Origin of the sequence: Micromonospora sp. DT43, from assembly GCF_049841645.1 — a bacterium.
Lineage (GTDB): Bacteria > Actinomycetota > Actinomycetes > Mycobacteriales > Micromonosporaceae > Micromonospora.
The window spans coordinates 343596-357434 of the sequence record NZ_JBNCKR010000002.1 but is presented as its reverse complement, the minus strand read 5'-3'; the positions used below and the strand labels follow the sequence as shown (position 1 = coordinate 357434).

The following is a 13839-nucleotide window of genomic DNA, read 5'->3' as shown; positions in this document are numbered from 1 at the left end:
GCGGGTCAGCGCGCCACGTCGTTGTGGTCGACGAGCGTGGCGAGCAGGCGACCGAGGGCACCCGACATCGCCGTCCGCGACTGGTTGTCCCTTATCCACCGTTGGCCGGCCGCGCCCATCTTCGCCAACTCGTCCGGGCTCGCCTGCACCATCTGGGCGAGGCCGTGGGCGAGGTGCCCCGGCGGGGTCACCGACCCGGCGTCCGCGCCCAGCACGAGGTCGCCGACGATTCCCGGGCTGTTGGTGACGATCGGCAGGCCGGCCGCCATGTAGTCGAACACCTTGTTGGGGCTGACCCCGGCGCGGAACAGTTCGACGTCCGCGAGCACGTGCACGCCGACGTCGGCCGCGTGCAGGAGATCGGGGATCTCGGTCTTCGGTACCGGGTCGAGGAACCGCACGGTGGGGATGTCGCGCGCCGCCGCCCGCAGCCGTGCCTTCTCGACGCCCGACCCCACGAGCACGACGTCGATCTCCGGCACCGCCCGAGCGGCGGTCAGGAGCAGGTCCAGCCCGTTGGCCGGGCCGTGCGCGCCCGCGTAGACGGCCGTCCGGCGGGTGAACCCGTACCGTCGCCGCAGCTCGTCGCGGTCACCACTGGGGACGAAGTCGTCCGGGTCGGCCGCATTGGGAATGAATACGATCCGCTCGGGCGGTACGCCCTTGCTCTCGATCGCCTGTCGCACGCCCGCCGCCAGGATCACCACCCGATCGGCGCGTCGGTACAGGAAACGCTCCAGGCGTTCCAGCGCCCGGTACGCCGTCGACGTCTCCGACAGCGTTCCCATCTCGACGAGCACCCGGGGCCACAGGTCCCGGACCTCCAGGACGAACGGCGTACGCCGCAGGGCCGCCACGACGCAGCCCGACAGACCGGCCAGCAGGTGTGGCGACGACGCGTAGACCACGTCGGGTCGGGGCTGGCGCAGGCCGGCGACTGTGGCCGTCACCCCGTAGCTGGCCCAGTTGAGCACCCGGCCAAGGCCGTTGCCCCGGTACGGCGTCACGGCGACCGGGTGGAACCCCGGCTCCGGGCGCTGCGGCCGGCCGGTGATCATGTTGCGGCGGCTCGCGATGATCACGTGCGACCAGCCCGGCAGGCGGCCGAACAGCTCGACGTGCCGGGTGCCGCCCGGATGGCCCGGAGGCACGGCGAAGTGGTTGAGGACCAGGACCCTGCGTCGTGTCATCGCGGTGCTCCCACGTGCTGGACGTCCCCGGAGGCGAGGTGGGTGACGGTCAGGGTGGCGCCGACGTCACTCCAGACCACCTCGTAGCGGAGACCGTCGAGGGTTGTCGCGTCGGGCCGTGGTCCGGGCACGGTGCCCAGTCCCCAGGCGACGGTGTCGGCAGGGGTCTCGGTCGTGAGCCAGGTCGCCGGCTCCCAGCGCCCGTACGTCCGGCTGTGCCAACCCGCGAACGGCGTCGACCGTCCGCGCACCGCCTCGTACCCGTCCAAACCGAACAGGTCGAGCTTGGTGTCGCCGGTGACGAGCGTGTCGTTCTCCACCGCGACGTCGGGGTGCAGGGGGATCGTGAGCGACCAGGTGCCGGCCGCCTGCGGAGGATCGGCGAACTCGACGACGGCCACGTACGCGTCGGCCACCACCACGGCGCGGCCGACGCGCACCGGGTGCTCGCCGCGCGCGTACGCGTCGTGCCACCCGAACAGGATGGTGCGATTCGGCCGGACGAGTGGCTGTCCCAGGTGACCACGAGCGGTGGCGAGCCAGCGGAACGCGCGGTGCGGGATCAGCTGGTCCTGCCCGTCCGGGCGGCGCACCGGGTGGGCGGCGGAGGTGCGCAGCCCGTTGCGGACCTCCAACGGGCCGTTGTAGGTGCCCGTGCCCGGGTCGGCGATCAGCCAGCGGCCGTTGTGGGTGACCCAGACCGAGGTCAGGTCGGCGTGGCCGTGTGACGGGCCGCCGTCCACCTTGAACCACACCCGCCACGGCCCCCGCTCGATCAGCGCGATGCCTCCCGAGGTCGTGGCGCGGCGCCGGGCCGGCGGGTACACCGCCAGGGCCTCATCCCGGGCGCTCGCGGGCGCGTACCAGGCGAGTTCGTCGAAGTCGGCGAACCACCGCGCCGGCAGCCGCTCGCCGCTCAGCGCCAGACCGAGCGCGGCCGAGCCGGCCACGTCGAGCGGGTCGCCGGAGGACGCGAGCACGCGCCCCTCGTCCCAGTCGCCGTACTGTGGGACCTCCCCGTCGAACACGCCGAGTCGGGCGAGGTGCAGGCTTGCCGCGCGCAGGTCGTGGCGCACGCCGGCCGGCGCGCCGCCGAGCAGCAGTCGCACGACGAGCATTTCCAGAACGAAGCGGTGGTACGACAGGGAATCCTCGATCATGCCGCCGTCCGGCCCGAAGTGCCGGCGCTGCTGCGTGGCGAACATCCGCTCGCCGGTACGCGCCCACCAGCGGGCGCGCGTAGCGGTGGGGAACATGCGCGACAGCAGGATCAACCCGAGCGCGTCACCGAGCATGTGGTTGTTGCGCATGCTGCTCACCGTGTACGGCAGTTCGACCAGCAGGTGCCGTGCGCTGGCCAGCAGGTGCCGTTCCATGGCGGCCACCACGTCGCGGGGCAGCCGCTCGCCGGCCAGAGCCAGGATCTGGTTCCAGGCGACCGCGCGCAGCGCCAGTTCGAGGCTGGAGTACCAGTTCACGCCCCGCTCGGGTGGCGACTGCTCGCACCAGGCACGCAGCAGGCCGCCGAGGCCGTCGTGCCAGGGGCCGGCCGGGTCGAGGCGCGCCGCGCGGGCCAGGACGACCAGGTCGCGGTGGCGGCCCGCCTCCCAGGTGTGCTTCACGTCGGACAGGCGTGCCCCGGAGCGGATGTCCACGCGCCACCACGGCACGTCCACCGGCCACTGCCGCCCGCTCAGCGGGTCGGTGCTCCACGGCGTCGACACGCCTGTCGCCACCCGGGCGCCGAAGACCCGAAGCCCGTCGCTCAGGACGCGGGCGGCGTCATCGAGGCAGCGTTGCCCTGCCTCGTCGCTGAGCGGCGTCGTGCTGCCCAGCGGCACCAGGGTGGCCGGACGGTGCCGGGGGGCCCGACCCTGGAACAGGACGGCGTGGAATCCGCTGCGCTTGGACGCCTCGTACGCCGCGCGCAGCGGCGCCGACAGGCCAAGGGCGCGCAGGTCCACGGCGACCGCACGGAGATCGGGTCTGGCCATCAGCTTCCCCTCGGGGCAGGACGACGGAGGCGGTCACAGTCGGAGTGAGCGCGGACCGCTCGCGATGCTGAGCGTGGGCAGCTCGCAGCAGTGGGAGAACGACGGTATCAGGGCTTTGGTGGCAATTCGCGCATTTACTCCCGATCGTGCTGGCGTGTCGGGGAAGCTGCAATAGCGGTATAAATCGGACATCGTCCACGATCTCGGGTCGCGCGGGAACCGTTGCGGCGCGGGGTGCCTGTCGTGTGTCCAACGTCGCCGGTGCCGCATCAGTGACGAGAAGGAGTGGTCGTGACATCGCAAACCCGGACGGGGCTCGGATCCCACTCGCCAGCGCCGCCCCGAGCTGGCGTCGGCAGCGTGCCCCGAGTCGGTCTCGGCGGCGTGCCCCGAGCCGGGGCCGCGGTGACCGTGGCCGGGAGCGGGCGGGCGGGCTGGCGGACACGGATGACGACCGTCGCCGTCGGGCTGCTGTGCGTCGCGGCCTTCCAGGCGTCGTCGGCGAACGCCTGGCTGATCGTCGCGCAGGCCTCGGCCGCCGCGATCCTTCTCCGCTGCCGGGTTCCCCGCCCCCGGCTGCCCGATGTGCTGGCTGTCGCGGTGGCGTGCTGGGCGCAGCTGACTGTCGTCTGGTCCAGCGATGTCGCACAGACGCGGAGTGTGGCCCTCGCGTACACCTCGGCCTGTCTTCTCTTCGTCGCGGTACGCCACGTCGCCACGACCCCGAGGCACCTGCTCGCGGTCGGGGGCTCGTACATCGTCGGGTGCGCGATCGCCGCGTGGCGCCTGATCATCGAGGCGCGCGGGGCCGGCGGACAGGCCAGCGCGATGGACATGGCCGTGCGCTTCGGCATCGAGGGCACCAACATCAACTTCACGGCCTACTCGAGCGTCACCGCGTTCGTCCTGGCACTGGGCCTGTTGAAGATCCGTGGTCAGTCGCGGCTCGTCACCGTCGCGCTGACCGCCGCGTTGCCGGTGCTGGCGTGCGGGGTCTTCCTGAACAGGACCAAGGGGGCCCTGGTCGCCCTGCTGCTCGTGGTGGTGTACGCGCTGCTGAGCGAGTTCAATCCGCGCGCGATGTGGGTGTCCGCCGCGGCGGTGGTGCCCACGCTGCTGGTGGCGGTGCCGCTCGGTCTGGGTCAGAGCGCCCTGAGCTGGGCGGACGGCGTCATCGGGTCGGCGGCGACAGGCGACGTGCTGAGTCGCATCGAGATGTGGCGGTACGCGTCGTCCTACTGGTGGGACGCCCTCTGGTTCGGCGACGGCGCGGGAATCTTCGACATCTGGAACCCGCTGGGAATCCGCCCGCACAACGCCGTCCTCGCCGTCGCCGTGGACCTGGGCCTGGTGGGGTTGCTGGGCGTCGCCGCCCTGTTCGGCTCGGTGCTCGCCACGCGGGCGGCGCAGTGTCCGGTCGGACTCCGTGTCGCCGGGCTGTTCCTGGTGGGCGGATTTCCGATCTGGCTGACCGGAGTGTGGGAGTTCGAGCGGGGGCCATGGCTGGTACTCGCCCTGCTGTCGCTGCTCCCGGTCCAGGTCGCCGGTCGTCGCGGGACAAATTCCGGTCGGCCGACGACCTCTCCGCCGCACCGGATCGGCGCCCGAGTCCCCGTCTGATGGCCGACGGCGCCGTCTCCCACCGCGGCGGGCCATCACCCCGGTACGTGCACGGTCGTTTGCTCGTTCAGTGGCTACTGACAGCCGTACGAGTGGAGGGTCGGCGAGTGCAAGCTCGGAATCCTGTCCGGGTCGACTCGCGACCACCCAGGGTCGGACGTTCGGCCGGGAACGGGCCTCGGTGACCGCCCTCGACGGCATCAGCCGTGGCCGACACCGCCCGCCCACCGGAAGCGTCGACGGTCGGCCGCTCTCGCCATCGCCGCCTGTCGACCGCCGTGGACACCGGCCCTCCCTGCCGGACCCGGCGACGCCGCGACCTCGAACGGTGACGTGGCTGCCGTTGGCGCTGGCGCTGACGTGGATGCTCGGCACGTTCGGCGCGTTCTGGTTGACGAGGCTGGCCCGTCAGGTCGAGAACCCCGACCGGCTCTGCGCCTTCGTGCTCGCGGCGACCGCGCTCTTCGCCTGTGGATACGTGGCGCAGATGGCGCGTCGCGTCCCGGTGGTGGCGGTCGCGTCGCACTCGACCCACCGCATCCGACAGGTGCGTCGACTGGTCCTGGCCAGCGCCGTGTACTACGTCGTCGTCAGCCTGACGCGGCTGGTCCAGTTCGGCGCCACCGGCCCGCAGAGCGTGTGGGCGAGCATCGAGGCGCCCGCCACCGGCTACGTGAACAAGTTCGACGTCTACCAACAGGGCGTCGCGAGCACGGGCCCGTGGATGACAGTGCTGCTTCCGCTCGGCATTCTCAGCGTGGCCCTCGTACCGCTGCTGGTGGTGCACTGGTCGAGCCTGCCCGGCTGGTTGCGACTCGCCGCCATCGTCGGTACGACCATGCACCTGGCGTTCTACCTCTTCATCGGCACCATGAAGGGCCTCGGCGACGTCGTCATCATGTTGGCGGCGGGGATGCTTGTCGCGCGGGCGTCCACCCGGCACCGGCGGCGGGCCCGCTCGCGACGTCGCCGGGCGCTCATGCTGCTCGGCGGGGCGTTCGCGCTCCTGGCCACCTACATGGCCTTCAGTCACGCGACGCGGGCCACCGAGTTCGGCACCACGGGTGAGGTGGTGCGGGTGAATCCCGAGGTGGAGCGTGCCATGGGTGAACCGGCGGCCGTGGGCCTCGCGGCCATGATCGGCTATCCGACGCACGGCTACCTCGGACTGTCCTACAACCTCCAGGTGCCCTTCGAGTGGTCGCACGGTCTCGGTAGCGCGCCGTCCGCCGCGCTCTTCGCCGAGCAGTCCTTCGGGGTGGACCTGACCGAACACCCGACGTACCCCGATCGCACCCAGCACGAGAAGGGGTGGCCCGCGCGCATGTACTGGGCCACCATCTATCCCTGGCTCGCCTCCGACCTCACCTTCCCGGGAGCGGCGTTGTTCATGGGACTGGTCGGATGGCTCTTCGCCGGTTCGTGGCGCGCGGCGGTGTCCACCCGACGGGTGGTCCCGACGCTGATCTTCGCGCAGCTCTGCATCCTCATCGTCTACGTGCCGGCGAACAACCAGCTCGGCATGGCACCGGAGTCCATCGTCGGGATGGCCACGCTCCTCGTGCTCTCCGCGCTGCAGTCGTCCGCCGGTGGGCGTCAGTCCCAGCGTCGGAAGAACCGGCCGAGAGACTCCGCGTACGCCCGGTAGTCGAACGATTCGAGCGCCTGGCTGCGTGCGGCCTGGCGCATCAGGCTCCGCTGCGCGTCGCTCAGCCGGGTGGCGGCGCGGAACGCCTCGGTGACCCCGGCCAGCGTGTGGTCCCGGCACACCAGGCCCTCCAGGTCGGGGCGCAGGTACCTGCCCATGTCGCTGGTGAGGTTGGCGATCACGGGGGTGCCGCTGGCCAGACTCTCGCAGAACTTCGTCGAGAAGCCCGCGTTCGTGGCCCGGTCCGGGCGACGGACGAGGACTGTGAAGTCCGCCGCCTGCAGGGCGCTCGCCACCTCCGCCTGTGGCAGTCGACCCAGGCACCGTACGCCCTCGGGCAACGCTCGGCCCTCGACGAGACCGCGTACCTCGTCGACTGTCGGGCCGTAGATGCGCAGCTCGACGCGCGCGCCGTCGCGCTGGACCCGACCCACCGCCTCGATGACGGTGCCCAGGAGATCCTTCTTGTTCCCGTGCGGGTTGCCCGCGTACGCGAGCGTGAGGGGGGACGAGCCCCCCGCAGCCGTCTGCCGGGCGTCAAGCGTCAGGCCCTTCACGTCCAGGGTGGGCGGCACCCGCAGCAGCGGGCGACCGGTACGGCGGTAGTGGTCCTCAAGGTAGGAGCTGATCACGATGACGCCGTCGCAGCGCGGGTAGTAGTGGTGCAGGGCCAGCTTCATGCTCACGTGCAGCGGGCCGAGGTAGCCGCCGCGCACGTGCCGGCCGTTGAACCAGTCCACGACGTCGACGATCAGCGGCACGCGGTGCCGGCGGCACCACCGCTGGAGGTGGAACATGTACTGGGCCTGACCGCCGTGCACCAGCACGTGCGACGGCCTGGTCGGCTGGGCGTCGAGCCAGCGGACCGTTCGTTGACCCCAGCGCACAAGGGTCTGGATCGAGCTGCCCACCGGTCCGGCCGTCGGCGGTGGCCGCTCCGCCAGGCCGATGTGCGACACCGAACCCGGGCCGTCGACGCCCGGCAGCGGCGTGCTCACACGCGGCTCCGGCCCCCCGCCGGCCACCACCACGTCGTAGCCGGCGGCGGCCAACGACGCCACCAGGCCGTGCACCCGCCGCGATCCCGCCTCGCCCCACGGGAACAGGAACGGACCCACACAGGCGACCCATCGGGTACGTCTCATCGCCGTACCCCGCCGCGCCTCGGGGTCAGGTGGTCGCCGGTGACGGAGCCGGCTCGCGCGGCCGCGCGCAACGTGGCGGCGAACCGTGCGGCCACGTTCTCCCCGGCATGTTCCCGCCGGGCGAACTCGACCCCGTTGCGGGCCAGCCGCTCCCGCAGCCCCGCGTCGCCGCAGAGGGTCGCGAGGTCGCGCACCAGGCTGGCCCTGTCGTTCGTCCCGACGATCACGCCTGCGCCTGCCTGCCGGATGTGATCCATCGACGCCACCTCGGCGGGACCGTAGCCGAGGATGGGACGCCCCGAGGCGAGGTACTGGGGGATCTTCGTCGACACCGAGTAACGGGTGTAGCGGCGGATCTCCTCGTCGAAGGACTCGATGTGCACGAGGACGTCCGCCGACCGCAGCGCCGCGGGCACCTCCTCGCTTGTCAGCGAGGGCCCCAGCCGTACCCGCCGCAGGTCGGCGAAGTGCCGTCCGTACTGGGCGAGGTCCCTCTCCGGGGCGTGGATGGTCAGTCGGACGGGTGGGCCGGCCTGCGCGACGTCGTCAAGCGCGGCGCCGATGTCGCGTAGCGACTCCCAGCGGTTGAGGTGCAGGGCGCCGACGTAGACCAGCTCGACGCCGCGCTGCCCGTCGCGGTCGGTGCGGGGCGCGGCGAAGAAGCTCTCGTCGACGCAGTTCACGAAGGGGCTGAACGGGATCCCGTACCGCCGGGCGTACTCGTCGGCCATCGGCTGGCTGATCACCATGCCGAGCGGCGCCAGGCGGATCAACCGTGCCGTCGTCTCCTGGACGCTGCGGGTGGCCCGACCGAACAGCTCGCCGTTGGCGTGCAGCGTCGCCGGCCAGTCGTCGGTGAAGTGCGGCACCACCGGGACGTCGCAGGTCCGCGCCGCGAGGGCGGTGATCCTCGTGAGCCGGACGCTGCCCAGCATGGAGTAGACGACGTCGGGCCGGAAGTCACGCATCCACCGGATCAGCGCCGGGGGAACACGGATCGGGCTGAGGTCGGCGCTCGCGCGCAGTTGCGCGTAGACCCTGGCCACCGTGGGACGGTTCTCCGCCGCCGCGTGGACGGCGGCGATCGGCCGGCTCTGTTGCAGCGGGGTGTGGCCGTTCCACCCCAGCATCCGCATCGAGTAGTACTGGACGGGCAGGTAGTGGTCCCGTGGTGGGAAGTGGAAGTAGTTCTCGCACACCTCCGTCGACGGCGTGATGTTCCCGGTGTACACCTGCCCGAGGCGGTCCCTGGGCCAACCGGAGAAGAGATTCGACAGGGTCATGGCGGTACCGCTGACGCGGCTGAAGGGCGTGTGGCTCACCACCAGCACCCGGGGAAATTCATCGTCCACAAGCATCGGTACGTCCACCTCTCTCATGTGGTCCGCGTGGTCAGTGCGCGCCGGTAGCCGTAGATGGCGGCCGGGACGACGGTCAGGCTGTAGATGACGACGGCGATGTACGGCGCGGCCCAGACGCCCAGCCAGTGCAGGCCGAGCAGCTTCCCGAGGACGGAGAGCGGCAGGTACAGCAGGTAGCCCCACAGTTGGGGGCGTACGACCCCTGCCGCGTTCTGCACCATGAAGCGCGGGGAGATCGCGGCCAGCACGATCCACCAGCAGGCGAGGCCCAGCAGGAGCGCCCGGTTTCCGATCTCGATGGGCAGCCAGGCGGCGAAGAACGCCTCGCCGAACACCACCAGCAGGGTCGACGGCACCACCGCGACGAGCGTGGACACGATCGTCATCCGTCGCACGGTCCGGCGGACCCAGTCGAGGTCGCCGCGCGCCAGGGCTTCGCCGTGCATCGGCCACAGCGGCTGGTTGACGAGCGTCACGAGCGCGCCGAGCTGGGTGAACAGTCGGGCCGGCACGGCGTACGCGGTGACGCTCGCCAGCCCCAGCACGTGCGCGATGAGCAGGGGGTCCGCGTTGTCCGCCAGGACCATCACCAGTGTCACCAGGAAGAACAGACCGCCCAGGCCGAACAGGTCACGAATGCCCCGACGGTCGACGAACCTCGGGCGCGGCGCCAGACGGGGCAGCCGCCAGCCGAACGTCCACACCGTGTTGGCGATGTTGACCAGCAACGGGGAGATGGCGATGCTGGCGATGACAGCGATGGGGGGCAGCTTCGCGAACACCGCGCCGAGCGCGAGTGGCAACGAGAGCGCGCTCGCGGCCGCCTGCCAGATGTTGCTGACGGCCACCTGCTGGTACGCGTACTGCACCCGGGCGACGAGCGACAGCGGAATGTTCAGCAGGAAGGCCGTCAGGCAGACCAGGGCGACGAGGTGCGCGTCGTCGGCCGCCGCCCCGGTGGCGTTGAACAGCGCCGGCCACGGCACGAACCCGCCGACCAGCCACAGCAGGCCACACGTCGGCAGCGCCACGCCGCAGACCGCCGCGTAGGCGCTGGAGACGTAGCGCCGGGCCGTCGCCCAGTCACCGTCCACCCGGCAGGGCGCGAGCCTGGTCATGAGGCCGAGGCCGACACCCAGGTCGGCGAAGGCGACCATCCCGGTGACGGCCAGGACCGCGGCCCAGAGGCCGTACAGGTCGGTGCCGAGGTACGACAGCGTCACGGGGAGGAGGAAGAGCGGCACGACGGCGCTCACCGCTCGACTCAGCGCCGCGGTGGCGATCCAGGACAGCAGCCGGCGACCGCGACGCGGGGTCGGGGGAGCGGGGGCGCTCGGCGCCGGCGGCTCCACCGTCTGGACGGTCCGACCGGGCCCCGCTGCCACGGCGTCCGGCTGTGGCTGCCGCTCGAACCTGCTGTCGGGGGCCCGCAATCCTTCGGTCCAATCGATCCGCGGCGGAGGGACGCGCCTGGCGATACGGATGCCGCTGCGCGGCCTCACGCTGGGCTTCCTCACCGGCATAACTGCCGGCGAGGACCTTTGGGTGCGGGCTGGATCACCGCGACTGCAGCGGTACGCCCACCGGACCGTCAACCGTCGGGCCGACCGGCCGGGCGCAGAGCAGCGCGAGGTGCTCGATGAGCTTCGCCTCGTCGTCGTACGGGTCGAGACCGCTCACCTCGCTCGGGTCGAGCGCTGGCACCCCCACATGGGACACCAGCGGGTGCAACGGCCGGGTGTCGGTCTCACCGGCGCCGAAGAGATCCTCGTGCAGCTTCTCTCCGGGGCGTAGGCCGGTGTAGACGATCGGCACCTGACTGGACGCCTGCTCGGCCATCTGTCGGGCCAGGTCGGCGATGCGGACGGGCGCGCCCATGTCCAGCACCAGCGCCTCCCCGTCCCGGCCGATCTCGGCTGCCTGCAGGACGAGGTGGACGGCCTCCTGGACGGTCATCAGGTAGCGGGTGACCTCGGGGTGGGTGACTGTCAACGGCAGGGAGCCCTCGATCTGCCGCTGGAACGCCGTCACCACCGACCCGCGACTGCTCAACACGTTGCCGAACCGGACGCTGAGGAAGGTGCCCGGAAACCGGGACGCGGCGTGCGCGGTCAGTTGCTCGGTGATCCGCTTCGAGTATCCGAGCACGCTTATCGGGTTGGCGGCCTTGTCGGTGGAGATATTGACGAACTTGGCCACGTCCCGGCAGGCGTCCAGCACCGAGAGGGTGCCCCAGATGTTCGTCTTCACCGCCTCGCCGGGGTGCCGCTGCAACAGGGTCAGGTGCTTGAGCGCCGCCGCGTGCAGGATGATCTCCGGGCGACGCTCGCGGATGATGCGTCGGATCCCCTCGTCGTCACGCAGGTCGGCGAGGATCAGTTCGGGACCGTCCAGCAGCGCCCGTCCGGCGAGCGACATCTGCAGACCGTGCAGGGCCGACTCGTCCCGGTCCAGCATCATCAGCTCACCCGGGTCGGCCTTCAGCACCTGACGGCAGAGTTCCGAGCCGATCGACCCGCCGGCGCCGGTGACCAGGATCCGGCGTCCGGTCAGGCTGTTCGTGCGTAACGGCAGGTCGCCGATGACCTGGTGGCGGCCAAGCAGGTCGCCGATCTGCACGTCCCGGACGTCGGTGACGCTGATCCGGTGGTCGACAAGGTCCCGCACGGGGGGCAGCACCTTGAACACCGCGCCGGCGGCGAGGGCGGCCTCCCGGATCTCGCGGATCAGCGCGGCGTCGGCGTTGGCCACCGAGAAGATGACCGCACCCGCCCCGGTACGCCGCAGCGCCGAGCGCACGTCCTGCCGTCCGCCGAGCACCCGGACCCCTCGGATACGCAGGTCGCGCTTGTCGGGATCGTCGTCGAGAGCGCCCACCGGCAGGTAGCTCCCCCGTGGATCGCCGAGCATGGCCCGCAGCAGTTCCTGCCCGGCGTCGCCCATCCCGAACAACAGCACAGGCGTCGACGACCGGACGTCCGGTCGCATCGAGAGGTCCCGACGATGGCGGTACGCGAACCGGGCGCCGAGCATCAGGAGCAGCGCGAGTGCGCCGCCGACCAACGGGGTGCTCGCCGGCACCGGTCGCTCGCCGGAGGGGAGTAGGCCGAGCAGCACGATGGCGGCCGCCAGGACGGCGCTGCCGGCGACGCCCTGGGCTTCCTGCAGGCTGCCCAGCGGGTGCCGTCCGGAGTGGAGGCGTCGCACGGACGCGACTCCCAGGTGCACGACGGCCGCGAGCACGCCTATCGCCGCGGCCCGGGTCGGTTGACCGGGCGGGAAGTGGAACTCGAATCGGGTCCACACCGCCGCGACGAAACCGCAGACCCAGGCGGTGGTGTCGGTGGCGAGGAGGGCCGCGGTGCCGCGGCGTGCCCTGGCCCGTCGAGTCCGCCGGTCCGCGCGTTCCGTGTGCTCTGTTTCCTGCGGCATGTGCTCGCTTCCTGTCCGTCCCCCCGGCCGGCTTCCGCCGCTCGGTCGAAGGCGATATGCGGCCTATGTCCCCGTCACATCGATTGTCTAGGTTTTTGGGGTATTTGCCGCAGGATGGCGGAATATCCGGCTACTGCCGCCCTCCGCGAGCCGGTACGCCGGTCCCCCGTCACCTGATCGGCCACCCTTCGAGGGTGGACCCCGTGGTGGACCAGGCCGGACCCGTCGTTCACGACGGGGAGGGGCCTGTCCGGGCGGTCAGGAACTCGTCGATCGCCGCGAAGACCCGGGCGACCTGCGGTTCGGTGAGGGCGCTCCCGCTGGGCAGGGTGAGCCCGTCGGTGAAGAGACGCTCGGCGGCGCCGGTGAGCAGGCTCTCCGCGCCCGCGTGCATTGGCTGCAGGTGCATCGGCTTCCACACCGGCCGGGTCTCGATGTTCCGTTCCGCCAGGTGGATCGCGAGGTCGTCGGCCCGCCAACCGCACCGCTGGGGCTCGACGGCGATGACTGTCAGCCAGCAGTTGGACTCGACGTCCTCGGCTCCGACCAGCCGCACACCGGGCACCGGCGCGAAGAGCTTGGCGTACCTGTCGCGCAGGTGACGGCGTCGGGCGATCATCTGGTCCAGCCGGAGGAGCTGGGCGCGTCCGAGTGCCGCGAGCAGGTTGCTGAGTCGGTAGTTGTAGCCGGTCTCGTGGTGCTCGTAGTGCCGCGCCGGTTCGCGGGCCTGGGTGGCGAGGTGCCGAGCGCGGGCCAGCAGCACGGCGTCGTCGGACACCAGCATTCCACCACCGGAGGTGGTCATGATCTTGTTGCCGTTGAACGACAGCACGCCGACGCGACCGAAGGAGCCGGCGGGCCGCCCGCCGTGGCTGGCCCCGAGGGCCTCGGCGGCATCCTCCACGAGGGGCACGCCGGTTTCCACGCACAAAGGGAGCAGGGCGCTGTAGTCGGCGCAGCTGCCGAACATGTCCACTCCGACCATCGCGCCGATCCGCTCGCCGCGGGCCCGCAGCGCTCGGATCAGGTCGGCGGCGAGGTCGACGTCCACATTGCCGGTACGCGGATCGCAGTCGACGAAGACCGGACGCGCGCCGATGTACCGGGCCGCGTTCGCGGTGGCGACGAAGGTGAGGGTGGGCACGATGACCACGTCGGCGGGGCCGACTCCCACACCGAGCAGGGCCAGGTGCAGAGCCGCCGTTCCGGAGTTCACGGCGACGGCCCCGCCGGTGCCGACCCGGGTCGCGACGTCGTGTTCGAACGCCGCCAGGTCCGGGCCGACCGGTGCCACCCAGCCCGAGCGCAGGGCGGCGATCAGGTACGACTCCTCCAGCGGCCCGATGTCGGGCGGCGACAGGTACACGGTGTCACCGGCGTGTGGGCGCGGCGGGGAATCGGCCGCGTCCGCGAGACGACCAGGCATCGGCATGTTCCGACCTCCGCGAC

The 13839-nt window shown here is 71.6% G+C and carries 9 protein-coding genes; 2 read left to right on the top strand and 7 right to left on the bottom strand.

Annotated features, from left to right (window positions below; translation table 11 throughout):
* Window positions 1-5: 5 nt before the first annotated feature.
* Window positions 6-1190, bottom strand: a complete 1185-nt coding sequence (locus ACLQ26_RS05740; RefSeq protein WP_425743417.1) for a glycosyltransferase family 4 protein — start codon at window positions 1188-1190, stop codon at window positions 6-8.
* Window positions 1187-3184: a heparinase II/III domain-containing protein gene (locus ACLQ26_RS05735; protein WP_425743416.1), complete on the bottom strand. Its 1998-nt coding sequence runs from the start codon at window positions 3182-3184 to the stop codon at window positions 1187-1189. Before ACLQ26_RS05735 ends, ACLQ26_RS05740 begins: the two co-directional genes overlap by 4 nt.
* A 447-nt stretch (window positions 3185-3631) precedes the next feature.
* On the opposite strand from ACLQ26_RS05735, the gene ACLQ26_RS05730 reads away from it, so the two are divergent.
* Together ACLQ26_RS05730 and ACLQ26_RS05725 are read left to right on the top strand one after the other, a co-directional pair.
* Window positions 3632-4804 (top strand): O-antigen ligase family protein, encoded by a 1173-nt coding sequence (locus ACLQ26_RS05730; protein WP_425743415.1) that lies wholly within the window; start codon window positions 3632-3634, stop codon window positions 4802-4804.
* A gap of 328 nt (window positions 4805-5132) precedes the next feature.
* Window positions 5133-6452: a hypothetical protein gene (locus tag ACLQ26_RS05725; RefSeq protein WP_425743414.1), complete on the top strand. Its 1320-nt coding sequence runs from the start codon at window positions 5133-5135 to the stop codon at window positions 6450-6452.
* Here the strand turns inward: ACLQ26_RS05725 and ACLQ26_RS05720 are convergent.
* The 5 genes from ACLQ26_RS05720 to ACLQ26_RS05700 form a co-directional block, all read right to left on the bottom strand.
* Entirely contained in the window at window positions 6401-7597 is a 1197-nt protein-coding gene (locus ACLQ26_RS05720) for a glycosyltransferase family protein (RefSeq protein WP_425743413.1), read from the bottom strand. The genes ACLQ26_RS05725 and ACLQ26_RS05720 overlap by 52 nt on opposite strands.
* The gene (locus ACLQ26_RS05715; protein WP_425743412.1) at window positions 7594-8976 is read right to left on the bottom strand and encodes a glycosyltransferase; all 1383 of its coding nucleotides are present in this window, start codon (window positions 8974-8976) and stop codon (window positions 7594-7596) included. The genes ACLQ26_RS05720 and ACLQ26_RS05715 overlap by 4 nt, the downstream gene beginning before the upstream one ends.
* A complete protein-coding gene (locus tag ACLQ26_RS05710) occupies window positions 8973-10310 on the bottom strand; it encodes a lipopolysaccharide biosynthesis protein (RefSeq protein WP_425743411.1) in 1338 nt (445 codons plus the stop codon). Before ACLQ26_RS05710 ends, ACLQ26_RS05715 begins: the two co-directional genes overlap by 4 nt.
* A gap of 205 nt (window positions 10311-10515) precedes the next feature.
* A complete protein-coding gene (locus ACLQ26_RS05705; protein WP_425743410.1) occupies window positions 10516-12390 on the bottom strand; it encodes a polysaccharide biosynthesis protein in 1875 nt (624 codons plus the stop codon).
* 229 nt (window positions 12391-12619) lie between these two features.
* Window positions 12620-13816, bottom strand: coding sequence for a DegT/DnrJ/EryC1/StrS family aminotransferase (locus ACLQ26_RS05700; RefSeq protein WP_425743780.1), 1197 nt, complete (start codon window positions 13814-13816; stop codon window positions 12620-12622).
* Between the last annotated feature and the right edge of the window lie 23 nt (window positions 13817-13839).